17 protein-coding genes and 1 pseudogene are annotated in these 16,419 nt (G+C 70.9%); 10 read left to right on the forward strand and 8 right to left on the reverse strand.

Translation table 11 applies throughout. The annotated features are described in order from the left end of the window. The first annotated feature begins 116 nt into the window (after window positions 1-116). Window positions 117-1,139, forward strand: a complete 1,023-nt coding sequence (locus tag WHN02_RS22100; protein ID WP_434740617.1) for a LacI family DNA-binding transcriptional regulator — start codon at window positions 117-119, stop codon at window positions 1,137-1,139. A gap of 133 nt (window positions 1,140-1,272) precedes the next feature. Then, window positions 1,273-1,971, forward strand: a complete 699-nt coding sequence (locus tag WHN02_RS22105) for a hypothetical protein (protein WP_434740618.1) — start codon at window positions 1,273-1,275, stop codon at window positions 1,969-1,971. A gap of 121 nt (window positions 1,972-2,092) precedes the next feature. On the opposite strand, the gene WHN02_RS22110 is transcribed toward WHN02_RS22105, so the two are convergent. Next, entirely contained in the window at window positions 2,093-3,655 is a 1,563-nt protein-coding gene (locus tag WHN02_RS22110; RefSeq protein ID WP_434740619.1) for a multicopper oxidase family protein, read from the reverse strand. Then, a complete protein-coding gene (locus WHN02_RS22115) occupies window positions 3,652-4,848 on the reverse strand; it encodes an FAD-dependent oxidoreductase (protein WP_434740620.1) in 1,197 nt (398 codons plus the stop codon). The genes WHN02_RS22110 and WHN02_RS22115 overlap by 4 nt, the downstream gene beginning before the upstream one ends. Before the next feature lie 67 nt (window positions 4,849-4,915). On the opposite strand from WHN02_RS22115, the gene WHN02_RS22120 reads away from it, so the two are divergent. Then, window positions 4,916-5,419 (forward strand): MarR family winged helix-turn-helix transcriptional regulator, encoded by a 504-nt coding sequence (locus WHN02_RS22120; protein WP_434740621.1) that lies wholly within the window; start codon window positions 4,916-4,918, stop codon window positions 5,417-5,419. Window positions 5,420-5,504: 85 nt separating this feature from the next. Here WHN02_RS22120 and WHN02_RS22125 read toward each other — a convergent pair whose 3' ends face one another. Then, window positions 5,505-6,767, reverse strand: coding sequence for an MATE family efflux transporter (locus WHN02_RS22125; protein ID WP_434740622.1), 1,263 nt, complete (start codon window positions 6,765-6,767; stop codon window positions 5,505-5,507). A gap of 225 nt (window positions 6,768-6,992) precedes the next feature. Beyond that, window positions 6,993-7,912, reverse strand: a pseudogene (locus tag WHN02_RS22130) (adenosine kinase). Between the two features lie 246 nt (window positions 7,913-8,158). Between WHN02_RS22130 and WHN02_RS22135 the strand changes: the two are divergent. Next, complete coding sequence (locus WHN02_RS22135) at window positions 8,159-8,446, forward strand: Atu4866 domain-containing protein (RefSeq protein WP_434740623.1); 288 nt, start codon at window positions 8,159-8,161, stop codon at window positions 8,444-8,446. Then, window positions 8,443-8,979 (forward strand): nuclear transport factor 2 family protein, encoded by a 537-nt coding sequence (locus WHN02_RS22140; protein WP_434740624.1) that lies wholly within the window; start codon window positions 8,443-8,445, stop codon window positions 8,977-8,979. Before WHN02_RS22135 ends, WHN02_RS22140 begins: the two co-directional genes overlap by 4 nt. Before the next feature lie 129 nt (window positions 8,980-9,108). On the opposite strand, the gene WHN02_RS22145 is transcribed toward WHN02_RS22140, so the two are convergent. Then, window positions 9,109-9,483 carry a winged helix-turn-helix transcriptional regulator gene (locus WHN02_RS22145; protein WP_434740625.1) on the reverse strand — a complete coding sequence of 125 codons (375 nt, stop codon included), beginning with the start codon at window positions 9,481-9,483 and terminating at the stop codon, window positions 9,109-9,111. 85 nt (window positions 9,484-9,568) lie between these two features. Here WHN02_RS22145 and WHN02_RS22150 point away from each other — a divergent pair, with 85 nt between their 5' ends. Next, window positions 9,569-10,225: an NADPH-dependent F420 reductase gene (locus WHN02_RS22150; RefSeq protein WP_434740626.1), complete on the forward strand. Its 657-nt coding sequence runs from the start codon at window positions 9,569-9,571 to the stop codon at window positions 10,223-10,225. 84 nt (window positions 10,226-10,309) lie between these two features. Here WHN02_RS22150 and WHN02_RS22155 read toward each other — a convergent pair whose 3' ends face one another. After that, window positions 10,310-10,915 carry a CGNR zinc finger domain-containing protein gene (locus WHN02_RS22155; protein ID WP_434740627.1) on the reverse strand — a complete coding sequence of 202 codons (606 nt, stop codon included), beginning with the start codon at window positions 10,913-10,915 and terminating at the stop codon, window positions 10,310-10,312. A 92-nt stretch (window positions 10,916-11,007) separates the two neighbouring features. Between WHN02_RS22155 and WHN02_RS22160 the strand changes: the two genes are divergently transcribed. Together WHN02_RS22160 and WHN02_RS22165 are read left to right on the forward strand one after the other, a co-directional pair. Beyond that, the gene (locus tag WHN02_RS22160) at window positions 11,008-11,754 is read left to right on the forward strand and encodes a metallophosphoesterase (RefSeq protein WP_434740628.1); all 747 of its coding nucleotides are present in this window, start codon (window positions 11,008-11,010) and stop codon (window positions 11,752-11,754) included. 64 nt (window positions 11,755-11,818) lie between these two features. Next, complete coding sequence (locus tag WHN02_RS22165; RefSeq protein WP_434740629.1) at window positions 11,819-12,436, forward strand: phosphoesterase PA-phosphatase; 618 nt, start codon at window positions 11,819-11,821, stop codon at window positions 12,434-12,436. 45 nt (window positions 12,437-12,481) lie between these two features. Here the strand turns inward: WHN02_RS22165 and WHN02_RS22170 are convergent, their stop codons facing one another. Then, window positions 12,482-13,162 carry a S1 family peptidase gene (locus WHN02_RS22170; RefSeq protein WP_434740630.1) on the reverse strand — a complete coding sequence of 227 codons (681 nt, stop codon included), beginning with the start codon at window positions 13,160-13,162 and terminating at the stop codon, window positions 12,482-12,484. A gap of 394 nt (window positions 13,163-13,556) precedes the next feature. Here WHN02_RS22170 and WHN02_RS22175 point away from each other — a divergent pair, with 394 nt between their 5' ends. Further along, entirely contained in the window at window positions 13,557-15,518 is a 1,962-nt protein-coding gene (locus WHN02_RS22175) for an ABC transporter ATP-binding protein (RefSeq protein WP_434740631.1), read from the forward strand. 347 nt (window positions 15,519-15,865) lie between these two features. Here WHN02_RS22175 and WHN02_RS22180 read toward each other — a convergent pair whose 3' ends face one another. Further along, on the reverse strand, window positions 15,866-16,108 hold the full coding sequence (locus tag WHN02_RS22180) for a hypothetical protein (RefSeq protein ID WP_434740632.1): 243 nt from the start codon (window positions 16,106-16,108) through the stop codon (window positions 15,866-15,868). Between the two features lie 31 nt (window positions 16,109-16,139). Between WHN02_RS22180 and WHN02_RS22185 the strand changes: the two genes are divergently transcribed. Continuing rightward, window positions 16,140-16,412: a hypothetical protein gene (locus WHN02_RS22185; protein WP_434740633.1), complete on the forward strand. Its 273-nt coding sequence runs from the start codon at window positions 16,140-16,142 to the stop codon at window positions 16,410-16,412. The last annotated feature ends 7 nt before the right edge of the window (window positions 16,413-16,419 follow it).

Genomic DNA, 16,419 nt, shown 5'->3' on the forward strand with positions numbered 1-16,419 from the left:
GCAGGCACGTGCGATCGACGACGTCGACCACCCACCGGGCCGAGCGGGTGAAACGTTATAGAAGCGATAGAATCCCTGCCCGACCGCCGCACACGTTCGACACCGCCGAGGGGACCATGGCAACGGCAAGCATCAAGGAGGTCGCACGGCACGCCGGCGTGTCCCTCGGCACGGTCAGCAACGTGCTCAACCGACCGAACACCGTCGCCCCGGCCACCCGGCAACGGGTCCTCGACGCCATCGCCGAACTCGGCTACGTCCGCAACGACTCCGCGCGTCAGCTCCGCGCCGGCCGGAGTCGCACGGTGGCGATCGTCGTCCTCGACGTCAGCAACCCGTTCTTCACCGACGTGGTACGCGGTGCCGAGCAGGCCGTCGAGGAAGCCGGGATGATGCTCGTCGTCTGCAACAGCGGCGAGGACGGCGCCCGGGAACGCCGACACCTCGAACTCCTGGAGGAGCAGCGGGTCCGGGGCGTCCTCATCACACCCGTCGCGCACGGCCTCCAGCCCGACCTGGAACGCCTGCACCGACGCGGCATCCCCGTGGTGCTGGTCGACAGAGGGTCGGGACAGGCCAGCCGGTGCTCGGTGGCCGTCGACGACGTCCTCGGCGGCCGGCTGGCCATGACGCACCTGCTGGACCGGGGTCACCGGCACGTCGCGTACGCCGGAGGTCCCTTCTCCATCCCCCAGGTCGCCGACCGGCACGCGGGTGCCGCCGCGGCGCTGGACGACCACCCCGGCACCGCCGACCTGCGGGTGGCGACCACGCCGAGCCTGACGGTGGCCGCCGGCCGACGCGCGGCCGAGGAACTGCTGACGCCACCCGCCACCGACCGCCCCACCGCCGTGATCTGCGCCAACGACCTGATCGCCCTCGGCGTCCTCCAACACCTGACCGAGCAGGGGGTACGGGTGCCCGACGACGTGGCGATCGTCGGGTACGACGACATCGAGTTCGCCGGGGCGGCGGCAGTGCCGCTCTCCTCGGTCCGGCAACCTCGCGAACAGCTGGGTCGTACGGCGGCACTGCTGTTGCTGGAGGAGGCCGAGACCGGCCCGACACACCGTCACCGGCACGTGGTCTTCCAGCCCGAACTGGTGGTACGCCGCTCCAGCGACCACCGCCGCAGCTGAACGGCCGGTACGGGTCGTGTGTCCGTCCCGGCAGGGGTGGTTCCGGTACGTCACCGCCGGTCGACGACGGGATGCCCGAGGCAGCCGAGGTGGGGCCGACACGATCCGACCACCGGCCCTAACATGATCCTCCATGGACTCCTGGAGGGCACGTCGGGTCGGGAGGGTCGGCGCGTTGATCTCCGCCCTGCTCGGTCTGCTCTGTGCTGGTCTGCCCTGGGCACTGCTCCACTCCACGAACGACACGGTTCCCGGCTACGACATATACCTGGCCTCGTCGGGGCTGATGGGTGACCGTCATCCCTTCCTCGACGTTCAGCTGGAGATCGCTTTCGGCTTGCTCGCGACGGCTCCGTTCGCCGCCGCCGCCTGCGGTGTCCGAGGAGGCTGGGGCCGATACGTCGCTGCCGTGGCGATGTCGTTGCCCGTCCTGCTCCTCGGGTTCTCCGCGTACCTGGGCGTCGTCCACGACGATCCGCACAACGCGGAGCGTGAGCAGGCCAATCAGGTAGCGGCAGTGCTGTTCGCGGCGCTGGCCCTGGCCTTCCTGGCAGCGACGATCGCGCTGTTCCGTCGGGCGTACCACCTGCACAACCTCCTCGCGGCCGGCATCCTGGTGGTGATCGGGGTGCGCCACCTGGTGACGGTGGCCCTCGTGGCCGTGGCACCGGGCGAAGGCGCCGACCTGCTGGCCGGGGCCTGGCTGCCGGGGATCGGCACCCTCCTGGCCGGTGGATTCGCGGCGCTGGCCGCGACCGGGACAGCACGGGCGCTCGCCCTCGATCCGCAGCGGGGCGACTCGACCCGTCAGACCCGGCGACCGCCGACATGAGCCGCGTACCGGCTGGCAGATCCGAGGGCGAGACACTGTCCGCGACCGTGTCGGCTCGCCCGTACCGGTCGAGGATGAGCACGTGGGCGCACCCGGGGCTACCGGCCCCCGACGGGGAGGATCAGTCGCCGTGCGATCCGTGGCCGTGGTGGACGGGGAGGCGGTAGTCCGACGGGTCGGTGCTCCGGCCGGGCTCCACGACGACGAACTGACCCATCATGCCCTGGTCCTCGTGCCGGAGGATGTGGCAGTGGTACATGTACGGAGTCTCGTCGTCGGCGTAGTCGGTGAAGGTCATGATGAGTCGGATGCGCTGGCCCTGGGGCAGCCACACGGTGTCCTTCCACCCCCGTAGGTGCGGTGGTGGCTCCCGGCCGCCGATGTCGAGGATCTGGAACTGGACATCGTGGACGTGGAAGTTGTGTGTCTGGCCGTCGACGTTGGTGACGGCCCATATCTCGGTCTCCCCCAGGGTGACCACGTTGTCGATCCGGGCCATGTCCATCGTCCGACCGTTGACCGAGACCCCGGACAGGTCGAAGTTCCGGGTCCGGGCTGCCGAGGACTCGTCGATCCGGGGTACGTCGACCAGTTGGCCGGGGACCTGCGTGGTGCCCGCCAGGCGTTCGGCAGCACGGAACTCGATGATGTCGAGGTGGTCCGCGCCGCCGGCGAGACGGTCACCGGTGTCACTCGGGCCGCTCTGCAGCCGGACCCGTTCGCCGGCGGTGAAGGGGACGACGATCTCCGCTCGCTCTCCGGGAGAGAGCTGGACCCTGTCCAGTCGGATGGGCGCTTCGAGTAGCCCGCCGTCCGTGCCGATGACCGAGAAGGCCCGGTCGTCCTCGAACCCGAAGTTGTACGGGCGCACGTTGGAGCCGTTCAGGATCCGCAACCGTACGGTGCGTGTGGTGACGTCGAAGTAGGGGCCGGGGGTGCCGTTGACCAGGACGGTGTCGCCGATGATGCCCGTGGAATGCATGAACGACGTGGAGGTGTCCAGCGTCCCGTCGTCGTCGAACTTCTTGTCCTGGACGATCAGCGGGATGTCGTCGACGCCGTAGTCGCGTGGCAGCGCGAGGGCCGACTCGTCCTCGTCGTCGAGGATGAACATCCCCGCGAGCCCGCGGTAGACGTGGTCGGCGGTCGTGCCGTGGGGGTGTGGGTGATACCAGAGGGTCGCCGCCGGTTGGTCGACGACCCAACCCGGTGCCCAGGTCTCACCCGGGGCGATCATCTGGTGCGGCCCGCCGTCCATCTCCGCCGGCAGGTGCATCCCGTGCCAGTGCAGTGTGCTGGCTTCGTCCAGGTCGTTGGTCACCCGGACCTCGACGCGTTCCCCTCTCGCGGCCCTGATGGTGGGTGCGAGGTGGGGGCCGTCGATGCCCCACGTCGGTGTCGGCGAGCCTCGTCCGAGGTCCGCCTCACCGCTCTGCATGGTGAGGTCGAAGGTGCGTACCCCGTCCTCGACGCGGGACTGCGCCAGCGGCGGGATGTCGAGTGCGCGGTCGAAGTCCACGGCGCCGACCGTGTTCACGGGGATGGTGAGGTAGGAGACCGCGAACCAGGTGGTGACGCCCGCGGCGACCAGGAGGCAGGCTGCGACGACGGCGGCGGCGACCCGGACGATCACCCGCCTGGTCGGCGACCGCCGCCTCCGGCCGTCGCCGGTGACGCCGCTCATGACCCGTCCTCCCGACTGCGTTCGACGGGTGGGGCGGGGATCCGGTGGCCGTACTGGTCGGCGGTGGCCCCGGCGCCCATCCGCAGGAACATCCCGAGGGTGAGGTCGCGGAACAGGCTGCCTGTGGCGGAGGCGACCTTGCGGTCGCCGATCCGACGACCGAACCGCACGATCTTGTCCGCTCGCGCCTTCCGCTCCTCGGTGAACCCGCTGAACGCGGCACCCGGATGTGGTTCGTCATGCAGTCGACGGGCGAGGACCGCGGCGTCCTCGACGGCGAGACTGGCCCCCTGTCCGCTGGACGGGCTCACCGCGTGTGCCGCGTCGCCGATGAGGCACACCCGCTCGTCGTGCCAGGTGGTGAGGGTCGGCATGTCGTAGACCGGCCAGGCCCCCACCGAGTGTCGGGCCGCCCGGAGGATCGCCCGGACCTCGGCCGGATCGCGTTCGTGGAGCCGACGGATGCCCTCCATCCACCTGTCCTGGTCGATGTCGTCGAGCTCGCCCCGGCCCGGTTCGTCGGATCGGGGCACGTTGGTGAACCAGTACGCGACACCGCTGTCGACGGTGTAGGCGAAGAACGCCCGACGTCCGAAGTACATCTGCTGTCGGGCGGTGTCGGGTAGGTCGACGTCCGTCCATCCACCGCAGTCCACGATCCCGGTGTACGACGGCAGTGGGGCCTGCGGCCAGACCAGCCTGCGTACCGTCGACCAGACCCCGTCCGCCCCGATCACCGCCTCGGCGGTCAGCGATCGCCCGTCCGCGAAGACCGCCTCCACCCCTCCCGGTCGCGTCCGCAACCCGACCAGCCTGGCACCGAACAGGAAGGTCGCCCCCGCGTCCTGTGCCCGTCGGGCGAGTTCGGCGTGCAGACGTGCGCGCCGCAGGACCACGCTCCGTGCGCCGTACCTGGCGACGTCGTGCTCGCCGGCGAGCCCGGCGATCCGGCGGCCCCGGGCGTTGTGGAAGTCCAGCCCGGACACCTCGAACCCACCGGCTGCGGCGGGCACCTCCCCCAGCCCGAGCGAACGCAGGGCGTTCACCCCGTTGGGAGCGAGGTTCAGGAACGCCCCACCCGTGTCCTGGTGACTCGGGCGCGCCTCCGCGACGACTGCCTCGCGTCCCGCCCGACGCAGCGCGAAGGCGAGCGCGGACCCCGCGATGCCGCCGCCGACGATCAGAGTCCGCATGCCGTCCACCCTCCCCCGAATTTAGTTCGTTCGGCCGAACGAACTAGCTCGACGTTACCATGACCCGGTGAGTAGGGCGATCCCCGAGGAGTCCCAGCGTGCCGAGGTTCTCGCCGCGCTCGCCGACTCCGGCCGCGAGCTGAGCACCGCGATGATCCAGTTCCACACGAACCTGTCCCGGCGGGTCGGCCTCGGCCCCACCGAGGAGAAGGTGCTGGAACTGGTCCACAGGCATCAGCACGCCACTGTCGGTGAACTCGCCCAGCACGCCGGGATGGCCAAGAACTCCCTCAGCGACACCCTCGACCGCCTCCACGACAAGGGGTTCGTCGAACGGCAGCCGCACCCCAGCGACGGGCGGAAGGTCGCCGTCGTCGCCACCGCCTCCGGCGTCGAACGCGTCAGCGCGCTCTTCACCGGCCTGATGACCCGGCTGGCCGGGCTCAACGCCGACTTCTCCACCGAAGAGTTGGCAGTTGTCGCCGACTACCAACGTCGTGCCGCAGCGATCCAAGCCGCCGAAGCACGGATGCTGGCCGACACCACCGAGCCCCAGCGACCGAAGGGATAGCCGGGCGATCCCGGTAGACGACTTCCTACACCGGTCGTAGCCGGCGCGACTGTCGCAGGCGATCCGGCCGTGGTCCGGCCCAGGATCACCCCGCCGTCGCTCTCACCCGACTGACGTGGCGATGCGCCACGATCGGTACGACGAGTCCCACCAGGTTGCAGACGGCCAGACCGGCGTAGAAGCCGTCGACGCTCTGCACCCGGTCGGCGACCGTCCACCCGACGAGCACGATGATCGCGAAGTAGATCAGGTTGAGGGCGGCGGCGACGAACCCGCCACCGGTGTGCTCCATCAGTGTCAGCGCCGCCAGGACGGGGCCCTGCACGACATAGGTCAGGCCGACCACTGTCAGGTATCGGGAGGTCTCCTGGGCCACGCCGGTCTCGTTGGTCATCAGATGTCCGATCGGCTCGGCAGCGAGCCAGACGGCCAGTGCGACAGGCGCGTACAGGAGGAAGGAGAGTTCCAGACCGGCCCGCGACGTCCGCCCGATCCCGTCGATGCGACCGGCGCCGCGCTGCTGGTTGATCAGGATGGCGGTGGCCGCGCCGAGCAGCGTCCCGGGAAGCACGACCAGAGCCTGGACGATGGCCGCCACCGAGTAGCCGGAGACGGCGTCCGGACCGTACGGGCCGAGCACCAGGAGCACCGCGCCGTTGTAGAGGGCGATGATGAGGAAGGTGCCCGCCACCGGGACACCGATCAGCCACAGGCGGCCGAGCACCTCCGGTCGCCACGCCCACGAGCCGCCCGGCCGCCACAACCCCTTCCGACGCAGAAGGGCTGCTCCGACAACGAGGCTCACCACGGCGGCCAGGGCGGCGGCGACGGGAACGCTCGCGACGCCGATCCCGGCACCCAGCCCCAGGAGTACGACGGACCCCAGCTTCACCGCGCCCCCCGCGAGGCTGACCACCATGGCCGATCCGACGTGTCCGTACCCGCGTAGGCATGCCGCACACAGCCCCCCGGCGATGGCGGACATCTCCGCGATCGGTGTCCAGCGCACAAAGGACACGAACACGTCCCGAGCGCCGGGGTCGACGTCGAGCAGGGAGGCGATGCCGGGCGCGCAGACCGCCAGCGCCAGGCAGATCAGCCCACCCAGGAGAACCCACACCCGGGTCATGCTCCACACGGTGGGCAGCACATCCTGCGGTCGGTCGGATCCCCGGCTCACGGCTGCCGAGACCTGGGCGGACACTCCGAACCCGATGCCGATCGCGAGAATCAGAAAAGCGATCGGCTGGTAGAGGGAGCGTACGTAGATGGCCTCGCCACCCATTCTGCCCATGGCCGCGATGGTGCCCAGCAGCACCAGAAAGTCGACGATCTCGGCCAAGGCCATGGGAACGGCGAGTGCGCTGATCGACCGCCATGCCGCAGTTCGCCCGTTGACGGACGATTCCGGCGGCTCGGCCGCCCCGACAGAATCGTCGGTACGCCCGCTCTCACGGCGCGCATGCGTCGCTCTTCGGTCGCCCACGACACCTCCCCCGCAGTGGACGGTCCGGAGCGTACGAGATTCTTCCGTCGATTCACAAGCATCATTCGTTCGAACGCCGAATCGGGATCACCCGGCCCGTTCTCGCCGGCGCGGCTCCACCGCCCGGGCGAGCAGCGCGTCCCGGCCGATGGGGTCGACGTTCGTCGCCGCCACGGTGCAGGCGCGGGCCCCGGATATCGCGCCGTAGAGGGCGCACCGTCGTGCCGGCTCCCCGTCGAGCCAACCGAGCAGGAAACCCGCCGCGAAGGTGTCGCCCGCCCCGTTGGAGTCCACCACCGGTGCCGGCGGATCGACCGCCGGAACGTGGCTGAACTCGCCGTCGGCCAGCAGGTATGCCCCCTCGGCTCCGGCAGTGGCGACGACAGTGCGGGCTCGGCCGCGTCCGACGATGCGCCGCATCGTCCTCTCCGGGTCGGTCAGCGCGGCCGTCGACACGAAGACGAGGTCGGCCGCGTAGGCGAAGTCCTCGTGGTAGGGCTCGTCACCGTCCCAGTCGTGCAGATCCGTGGAGATGGTCACGTCCGCCGCGCGCAACGTGGGTAGGGCGGAGGCGCACGGTTGGGTGATCGACACGTGGGCGTGCCGGCTCACCGCGGCGAGGGCGGTGACAGTCTCCACGGGGAGCCGGGCACCCGCAACGGATCGACTGCCGTCGTACAGGGACAGCCGCCGGCCGTCGGGGGCGACGAGGTTCACCGCACGGCGGGTACCGCCCGCAGCGGAGACGTGGTGAGGGGGACTCCCCGCTCGGCGTGCAGGGCACGGACCAGGTCGCCCTCGTGGTCGTCGCCGACCACGTCGAGATGGTGGGTACGCAGGCCCAGGGCGTGGACCGCCATCGCCACGCAGTCGCCGGTCTGCCCCGCGCGGGTCGTGATCGCCGGCACCATGTAGCTGTCGGCGAACGGCAGAGGCAGTTGCGGCGCGTGGACGATGGTGTCCACGCCGGCACCGCCCAGGACGAGGACGTCGATCTCGGTGCTCACAGGCGCTCCTCGGGGGAAGTGGTACGGGGGTGGCCTGTTCATGGGAGTGCTGGGGCCAGGCTTCCGGCGGACGAAGAACCTACCGTGGTCGACATGGCGAATTCGAGACTCGGGACGGTGTTCAGCGGAGCGTGCGGCGTCCTGCTGCTCGCCGGTTGTTCCGCCGGGGCGGGCGGCGACGGTGCCCCTTCCGGCGGTTCGGCGCCCGCGCCCCCGGCGACTGCCGCACAGCCCGCGACGCCTCCGGTGGAAGCCGGTGACGTGTCGCCGCACCCGTACGTCGGGATGTGGGTGACCGCCGACGGCCACATCCGACAGATGCTGCTGCCCAACGGCCGCTACGACGAGGCCCGGGGCGACCGGGAGAGCGCCTACACGGGTTCCTACCAGGTCGTCGGAACCCGGATCGAGTACGTCGACGACACCGGCTTCAGCGCCGACGGCACCTTCGACGTCGACGTGCTGCACCACGCGGGATACGTCTTCTACCGGGAGGGCAGCGACGCTCACCGACAGAACAGGGAGGATCGATGATGATGGACAGTGCCATGCAGCACAACCGACGCCGGCTCCTGACCGCAGGGGTCGCCGGTGGACTGGCGGCCCTGGCCGGAGCAGGCGCCGCCTCGGCAGCACCTACCGGGCAGATCAGTGGGCAGGGCTCCGGAAGACCGGGCGAGGAGCACCGCAACAGGGCGGCCGTGTTGCGTGCCTTCGCGCGGCAGAACGCGGGCGGCGACATCTACGAGATCCTCCACGACGACGTCCAGTGGACGATCGTCAACGGCCGTACCTACACCTCGAAGGCCGAGTTCCTGGCGGAGGGGTCGGCACCGATCCTGGACCGACTGGGGTCGATCCTCAGGATGACGGTCAAGGAGATGTGGACCGACCGCGACACCGTGGTCATCCGTTTCGAGGGTGACGCCACGGCGATCGACGGCGTCGAATACCACAACGAGTACTGCTGGATCTGGCAGTTGCGCGGCGGCGAGGTGGTGCGCTGCCACGCGTTCCTGGACATGATCGCGGTGCGGGAGCTCGTCGACCGCATCGAACTGGACTGACAGTGGGGCTGTTCCGGGTTGTGGAGTGCCCCGGTGGTCACGTCGAGCAGTTGACGCGGCGGTAGGCAGGTGCGCCAGTGGGTCGGTCGGCGTACTGGTGATGCCGGCGTGATCCGGTTCGGCGACGCTCTACGCCCCGCGCGCTCGGTGCTGCGCCTCGAAGAGTTCGTCGCCGTACCGGATGCTCCACTCGGCGAGTGCGCGCATCGGCCCGTCGGTGAAGGTCCGGCCGAGGGGCGTCAACGCGTAGTCGACCCGAGGAGGTACGGCGGGGTACGACCGCCGTTCGGCCAGGCCGTTGGTGACGAGCCGGTGCAGCGCCTCGGTGAGGGCCTTGTCGCTGATGCCGCCGATCTTCACCCGAAGCGTACGGCGACGACACGGGCCGGCGGTGAGAGCGGCCAACACCACCGGATCCCAGACGTGCGTCAACAGATCCGTGCCCATCCGTAGGCGGCAGTCCGCCACGAAATCCGCGCAGCCGCCCTCCGTCTCACGGGACATCCCGACATCGTGTCACGTCCGACGCGCACCGGTCGGTGCGTGACGCACCGAGAGGTGCGCGTCGAAGTCCCTACGGTCTGACTCCATGCGTATCGGAATCCTCGGCACCGGAACCCTCGCCACGGCCCTCGCCGCCGCCTGGACCCGGGCCGGACACGACATCGGCATCGGCGGCCGTTCGGCCGAACGAACGCAGGCCGCGGCGAAGGCGTCCGGCGCGCAGCCCCGGCCGTTACCCGAGGTCGCCGTGGGCGCTGACGCCGTCCTGCTCTGCGTGCACTGGGAGGGCGTCGCCGACATCCTCACGGCAGCCGGTGCACCCGCCGGATCGCTCGCCGGCATACCGCTGGTCGATCCGACGAACGCCGTCGAGCACGGTGTCGGTGTGCTGCGGGCGGAACCCGGCCGGGCGACAGCACAACACATCGCCGCACTCGCCCCCGGCGCTCACGTGGTCAAGGCGCTGCACCTGTTCCCGTCGACGCAGTGGACGACGCCCGCCCCGTCACCGGCGACTGTCGCGATGTGCGGGGACGACCCGAGAGCACTGGAGATCGTCGGCTCCCTCGTACGCGACCTCGGGGGTGTCCCGGCGGTGGTCGGCGGGCTGGACCGGGCACGCCAACTGGAGGAGGTGGCCGGGTTCGTCATCGCGCTCGCGTTCGCCGGGGTCGATCCGCAGTCGGCGATCCCCGCCGTGCCGTCCTCTCCCCCGGGCGGCGCCACTGCCCCGTCGACGTGATCCGGGTACGACTCGCCGCTCCGGACGCTCCAGGGCCGGCGTCGGTCCGGTCCGGACGTCCGGGGCGGGCAGGTCGTGTCCGAACTACCGTTCGGTCTGGTGCCGTTGGTAGTGGCGGGCGACGCGGGCACGGTTGCCGCAGGACGGTTTGCACCACTGTTGGCGCGCGTGGTCCTGGAGGAAGTAGCGCACGCAGCGTGGTGCCGGGCAGGCGCGGAGCCGTTCCCGGTCGGGGCCGGTGAGGAAGTCGGCGGCGGCGCGGGCCAGCGCCGCGGTGAGCCGGGTCCGTGGCTGCGCCGGGGGCGAGTGCCGGGTGAGGGTGGGTGCCGCGTCGTCGGGCCACTGCAGTCGTGGGCTGGTGGGTAGCGCTCCGGCGGCGTCGTTGAGGTGCCGTACCGCGTCAGCCGGGGTGAGCAGGGACGAGCGGTCGGCCCGGCTGGGTGGGGCAGGCGCGACCGCGCGGGCCAGGAGGGTGCGTACGGCGCGGCGCAGCGCCACCACGTCGAGCCGGGTCTGTTCGTCGGGCAGGTCGGTGGGGGGTGCGAGGTCGTCGTCGTGGCGGCGCAGCGGTTCGGCCTGCTCGGACAGCCACCGGGCGAGCCCGGGGACGTCGGCGAGGTCGTCGGTCACGCCGCCGTCGCCGTCGTGCCGGATGGTGCCGGCCAGGGCGAGCGTGAGCTGGCTGGACATGGGTCTCCCGTCGTGGCGGTGGGTTGTGGATCTCCAGGATGCCAGTGTAGCTTCCCTAATGCTTAAATCGGCGAGTTCCATTAGGGGGAATCGTGCTGACCATCGCCCACCTCAGCGACACCCACCTCGACCACGACCCCCGCTCAGCCGAGCGGACCACCCGGGTCATGGACTACCTGCACCACCTGGCCCGCCCGGTCGACGCCATCCTGATCACCGGGGACATCGCCGACCACGGGCAGGTGTCCGAGTACGAACTCGCCGCCGAACTCTTCGCCTCGCCGCACCCGGTGCTGGTCTGCCCCGGCAACCACGACGTGCGCGACGCGTACCGCCGCGGGCTGCTGGGTGAGACGGGCGGCGGTGACCGCCCGATCAACAGCCGCCACGACCTCGCCGGAGCGACCTTCCTGCTCGCCGACTCCAGCGTCCCGGGGCGCGCCGACGGGCACCTGGACGAGGAGACCATGACCTGGCTTCGCGACCAGCTCACCTCCACGGCGGCCGACGTCCCCGTCTTCGTCGCCTTCCACCACCCGCCGGTCGCCCTGCACCACCCGGTCATCGACGACTCCCGGCTGCTCCCCGCCGACCCGCTCGCCGACCTGCTCGCCGACCACCCGCAGGTCGCCGCCGTGCTGACCGGCCACTTCCACACCGCCGCCGCCAGCACCTTCGCCGGCCGTCCCCTGCGCATCGCCCCGGGCGTGGTCTCCACCCTGCGGATGCCGTGGGAGGGCGACGGGCCGCTCACCGACGAACAGCAACCACCCGGCGTCGCCTTCCACGTGTACGACGACACGGGGCTGCTCACCACCCACTACCGTGTGGTGGTCTGACCGGTGACCGGGGTCGGCGTGGTGGGTGTCCGTCGCACGACCCGGAAGGAGAGGGACAGGCAGAATGCGGAGCGTGCGCGATGCAACCGCCCCCCTCCGGCCGCCGACCCACCGCGCGGCCCGCGCCGCGACCGAGGTCTTCGCGCCCGCGCTGCTGGCTGCGGCGATGCCGATCGTCATCGGCGTCCACAGCACCTCACCGTCTCGCGTGGGCCTCGCCTGGGGCCTCGTCGGCGCCCTGTTCTGCAGCGTCATCCCCAACACCCTGATCTGGTGGGGCGTACGCCGGGGCCACCTCACCGACCACCACATCCGGGTACGCGCCCAGCGCAGGACGCCGCTGATGTTCGGCCTGGTCTCCGTCCTGGTCGGCCTGGCCCTGATGGTCGGCCTCGACGCCCCCGGACCCGTCACCGCGATCGTCGTCGTGATGTTCGCACTCGGCCTGGCGGTGACCGCCGTGAACCTCGTGTGGAAACTCAGCATCCACGCGGCGGTCGCCGCCGGCTCGGCCGGCATCCTCGTGATCGAATTCGGCCCCGCACTCCTCGCGTCAGTGCCCGTCGTGGCGCTCGTCGGCTGGTCACGCGTGCACTTACGTGAGCACACCCTCGGCCAGGTGATCGCCGGCGCCGTCGTCGGCGGACCCGTCGCCGTAGCGGCGTTCCTCGCCCTGCGGTGACCGCCCACCCGCCGGGTGGGCGGTCAGACCACCGGCCGGGGCCGGTCAGACGCCGCTGATCTCGGTGATCCAGCCACGGCTGGCGATCACCGAGGAGTAGTTCTGCGAGGTCGTCCCGTTGCCGTTGAAGGAGACGCCGACCTGGCGTCCGTTGTGGAACTGGGGGCCGCCGGAGTCGCCCTGCCAGGACACCCCGTTGCCCTTAGCACTGCGGATCACCGGGCCGCCGTCGGAGTCCTCACCGCTGATCGCGGTCACCCGGACGGTGGCGGTCTTCAGTTGGGGGGACGGCTCGCAGGTCATGCAGGTCCGGCCCCAGCCGTAGATGTCGTTGACTGCGCCGACCGGCGGGTTGGTGTCGGCCAGCGCCACGTACGTGGTGGCGACCGAGGTGCCCAGGTGCAGCAGGGCCAGGTCGTGCCGGGTGTGGATGGCGCTCACCGTGGCGGTGGTGCCGCCGGAGGAGCGGTGGACGCTGCCGACCCGTACCGAGACGGTGCCGCGCAGGCAGTGGGCGGCGGTCAGCACCCAGCGCGGGGCGATGATCGAGCCCGAGCAGGCGAACGCGCCGTTCTGGAACACGGCCGCCGCCCACGGTGCCGACGCGACGACGTTGCCGCCGATGATCGGCTGCGGTCCGGTCGGTGCGGCGGTCGCCGTGGCCGGGGCGACGAACGCGCCGGCGAGGGCGGTCGCGGCGAGCGCCAGGGTGAGACGGATACGCACGGGTGACTCCTTATCGAAGGGCCTGCTTCCATCGACGATTATCGCAAGACGATCGTCGATGGAACTCGATTGGCGGTGCGGACCGGCTCGAACCGGTCCCGGGTTCCACGAGGAGGCCGACGACGTCGGCGCCCGGTCGGCGGGGGCGAGGCCACGCCGTGGAGGGATGTCGGAGTTTTGCCGAAAAGTCAGGACGGGCGGCTGCCGACAATGTCGGCCCGCGACGCCTCGGGCGTGTCGGACGGTCGGCGTCCTACGGTCCTCTGGTGCCCTCCGGACGTCGGGGCTCCGCGTCGGCCCGAACTGCGACGGGACCGTCGTCGGACCGCCCGCCTCGACGCGGCGTACCGGCGGGTGTGACAGGTAGCCGTCCTCACCTCCGGGAGGTACCGCCATGCCGACCACAGACCACTCCACTCCGTCACCCGGCGGCTCCGAACCGGCATCAGTGCTGCCGGAGCTGCGGGAGATGTGGTGGGAGACCGGGGTGCGGGCCCGGGCACAGGCAGGGCTGTTCGCCGTCTTCTCCGAGCTGCCCCGCCTGGTCTGGGCCGCCCTCACCGTGAGCTGGCGCGCCGACCGGATCCGTACCTCGGTCGTGGCGGCGACCACCGTGGGAGCGGGGGTGATGTCCGCATTCGGGCTCCTCGCCGCCCAACGGGTCCTGGTCGAACTGTTCGCCGGTGGACCCACCCCCGACAAGGTGGTCGCCGCCCTCCCCGCCCTCGCCGCCCTCGCGGCGGTGACCATGTTGCGCGCCGGAATGGCCGTCGCCATGGGGTACGCGCAGAACGGGCTCAGCCCGAAGGTCGACTGCGAGGTCGAACGCCGACTGTTCGAGGTGACCACCGCCGTACGGCTGGAAGCCTTCGACGCCGACGCCTTCGCCGACGACATGGAACGGGCCTCCCGTGGCGCGAACTCCACCACCGGACTCGTCCAGTCCTCGATGAACCTGCTCGCCGGGGTCGCCGGGGTCCTCGCCATCGCCGTCGCCGTCGTCGTCATCCACCCGCTGCTGCTGCTCGCCCTGCTCGTCGCCACCGTCCCCAACGCGTGGGCGTCACTGCGGGCCGGACACCTGCGCTACCAGACCTACGCCGCCGGATCCGTCAGGCGACGCCGCCTGTGGCTGCTGCACCGGCTGATGGCCGAACGCGACTCCGCCCCCGAACTGCGCACCTACGGCCTGCGCGGGTTCCTCCTCGACCAGTACGACCGGGTCATGGGCGTCGAGACCCGCATCCAACTCACCCTGGCCCGCAGGGTCACCACGACCACCACCGTCGGCGCGATGATCGGCGGGACCGCCACCGCCGTCGTCTACGTCCTGCTCGGCCTGCTGCTCATCGACGGTCAGATCCCCCTCGCCGCCGCCGCCACCTGCGTGATCGCCGTCCAGTCCGCCCAACGGTCGCTGGCCCTGATCACCTTCCAGGTCGACCGCGTCTACACCGAGGGCCAACACTTCCGCGACTACACCGGATTCATGACCCGCGCCGCCGACTACCTCCCCCGACCGCACACCACCGACCACGACACCCACCCGCAGCGGCTACGGCAGATCACCGTCGACGCCGTCAGCCTCCGCTACCCCGACCGCGACACCCCCGCCGTCGACCACGTCACCCTCACCATCGAAGCCGGACAGACCGTCGCGTTCGTCGGCGAGAACGGCTCCGGGAAGTCCACCCTCGCCACCATGATCTCGACCCTGCGTACCCCCACCAGCGGCACCATCCACTACAACGGTCGTCCGCTGACCGACTGGAACACCGACGACCTCCGTGACCGCATCGGCGTCGTCACGCAGGAGTACCACAAGTGGCCCTTCACCGCCGCCACGAACATCGCCCTCGGCGACGTCACCACCACCCCCGCCCAACATGACATCGAAGCCGCCGCCGCCCGCGCCGTCGCCCACGACATGATCACCGACCTCCCCCACGGCTACGAGACCCTCCTCGACCGCACCTTCGCCGGCGGCCAGGACCTCTCCGGCGGCCAGTGGCAACGCATCACCGCCGCCCGGGGGTTCCTCCGCGACGCGGACCTCCTCGTCATGGACGAACCGTCCTCCGCCCTGGACCCCCGCGCCGAGGACGCCCTCTTCCAGGCCATCCGCGACCGCCGGGGACACGGCATCACCATCCTCATCACCCACCGACTCGCCAACGTCCGGCACGCCGACCGCATCTACGTCCTCGACCACGGTCGCCTCGTCGAATCCGGCACCCACGACGACCTCGTCGCCGCAGCAGGCCGGTACGCGGACCTGTTCGCCCTCCAGGCCGCCGGCTACCACACCTCCCCACCCACCACCGCCCCACCACCGCGCCAGACCACACCCGCCTGACCCGGCATGAGGTCGTGGCGTCCCTGGGACCTGTCGACGTACCGATCCGCTGTCGGCTGGACGCGCACTCCCCCATCGCGGCCCCGGTGGCGTCGTCACGGGCCGGCGCAGGGTCGGTAATGCGACTGGCGAGAACGCGAACGTGCCTCCACCGGGTGTACTGAACGCCCGCGTGCCTGCTGACGGAGGAGGGCATGGATGCGGCGATGGTGGCGTTCGCTGAAACCCGCCGAGCAGGTGGCGGCACTCGGCGTGCTGGCGACACTCGTCGTGGGTGTCGCGGCGGCCGTGCCGACGTACCTCGCGAAGACCGAGCAGAACCGACCGGGTTCCGACCCGCAGGTCGGTCACGCGTCACCTCTCGCCCCGACGCCACCTCCACCGGGCACACCGACTCCACCAGGGACACCGAGCAGTCCGCCCGCCACCGAGACCCCGCCGTCGACGACGAACCCGCCGGAACCCACGACACCGCCGCCGCCCACGACCGGGCCACCGCCCACGACGCCACCGGAGCCCCCGACGCCGCCGGTGCGATTCGCGATCACCAGTCCGAAGGTGGTGCCGAACTGCTCGGACGTCTCCGGCACCGGACATGAACCCACAGGTGGGCGAAGAGCAGTGGTCTTCGTACGCGTGGCCGGTCACTCGGACTACTTCTACGAACAGCCTCTCCACTTCGACCCCGCCCACACCTGGCAGGCCAACCGGGTCGTCGTCGGGGACTCGACGTCGGCGGGACAGAAATTCGAACTGCACGTCTACGTCGTCAGCGACGAGTACGCGCAGGAACTCGCGAAGCACGACGGCATGCCCTACTCGGTACGCAACGTGCCCGGCGAGCGGCTGGCCTGGACCTCCGTGCAGCGCAACGACAAGCTCGGCAACTGCTGACCCACGA

The organism is Micromonospora sp. SH-82 (assembly GCF_051132485.1).
In the GTDB taxonomy this organism is placed as follows: Bacteria; Actinomycetota; Actinomycetes; order Mycobacteriales; family Micromonosporaceae; genus Micromonospora.

What these genes read in the sequence shown, in the direction of transcription:
- WHN02_RS22100 (WP_434740617.1), top strand. Translation starts at nt 117, where the DNA reads ATGGCAACGGCAAGCATCAAGGAGGTCGCACGGCACGCCGGCGTGTCC.
- WHN02_RS22105 (WP_434740618.1), top strand. Translation starts at nt 1,273, where the DNA reads ATGGACTCCTGGAGGGCACGTCGGGTCGGGAGGGTCGGCGCGTTGATC.
- WHN02_RS22110 (WP_434740619.1), bottom strand. Translation starts at nt 3,655, where the DNA reads ATGAGCGGCGTCACCGGCGACGGCCGGAGGCGGCGGTCGCCGACCAGG.
- WHN02_RS22115 (WP_434740620.1), bottom strand. Translation starts at nt 4,848, where the DNA reads ATGCGGACTCTGATCGTCGGCGGCGGCATCGCGGGGTCCGCGCTCGCC.
- WHN02_RS22125 (WP_434740622.1), bottom strand. Translation starts at nt 6,767, where the DNA reads ATGGCCTTGGCCGAGATCGTCGACTTTCTGGTGCTGCTGGGCACCATC.
- WHN02_RS22140 (WP_434740624.1), top strand. Translation starts at nt 8,443, where the DNA reads ATGATGATGGACAGTGCCATGCAGCACAACCGACGCCGGCTCCTGACC.
- WHN02_RS22145 (WP_434740625.1), bottom strand. Translation starts at nt 9,483, where the DNA reads ATGTCCCGTGAGACGGAGGGCGGCTGCGCGGATTTCGTGGCGGACTGC.
- WHN02_RS22150 (WP_434740626.1), top strand. Translation starts at nt 9,569, where the DNA reads ATGCGTATCGGAATCCTCGGCACCGGAACCCTCGCCACGGCCCTCGCC.
- WHN02_RS22155 (WP_434740627.1), bottom strand. Translation starts at nt 10,915, where the DNA reads ATGTCCAGCCAGCTCACGCTCGCCCTGGCCGGCACCATCCGGCACGAC.
- WHN02_RS22165 (WP_434740629.1), top strand. Translation starts at nt 11,819, where the DNA reads ATGCGGAGCGTGCGCGATGCAACCGCCCCCCTCCGGCCGCCGACCCAC.
- WHN02_RS22175 (WP_434740631.1), top strand. Translation starts at nt 13,557, where the DNA reads ATGCCGACCACAGACCACTCCACTCCGTCACCCGGCGGCTCCGAACCG.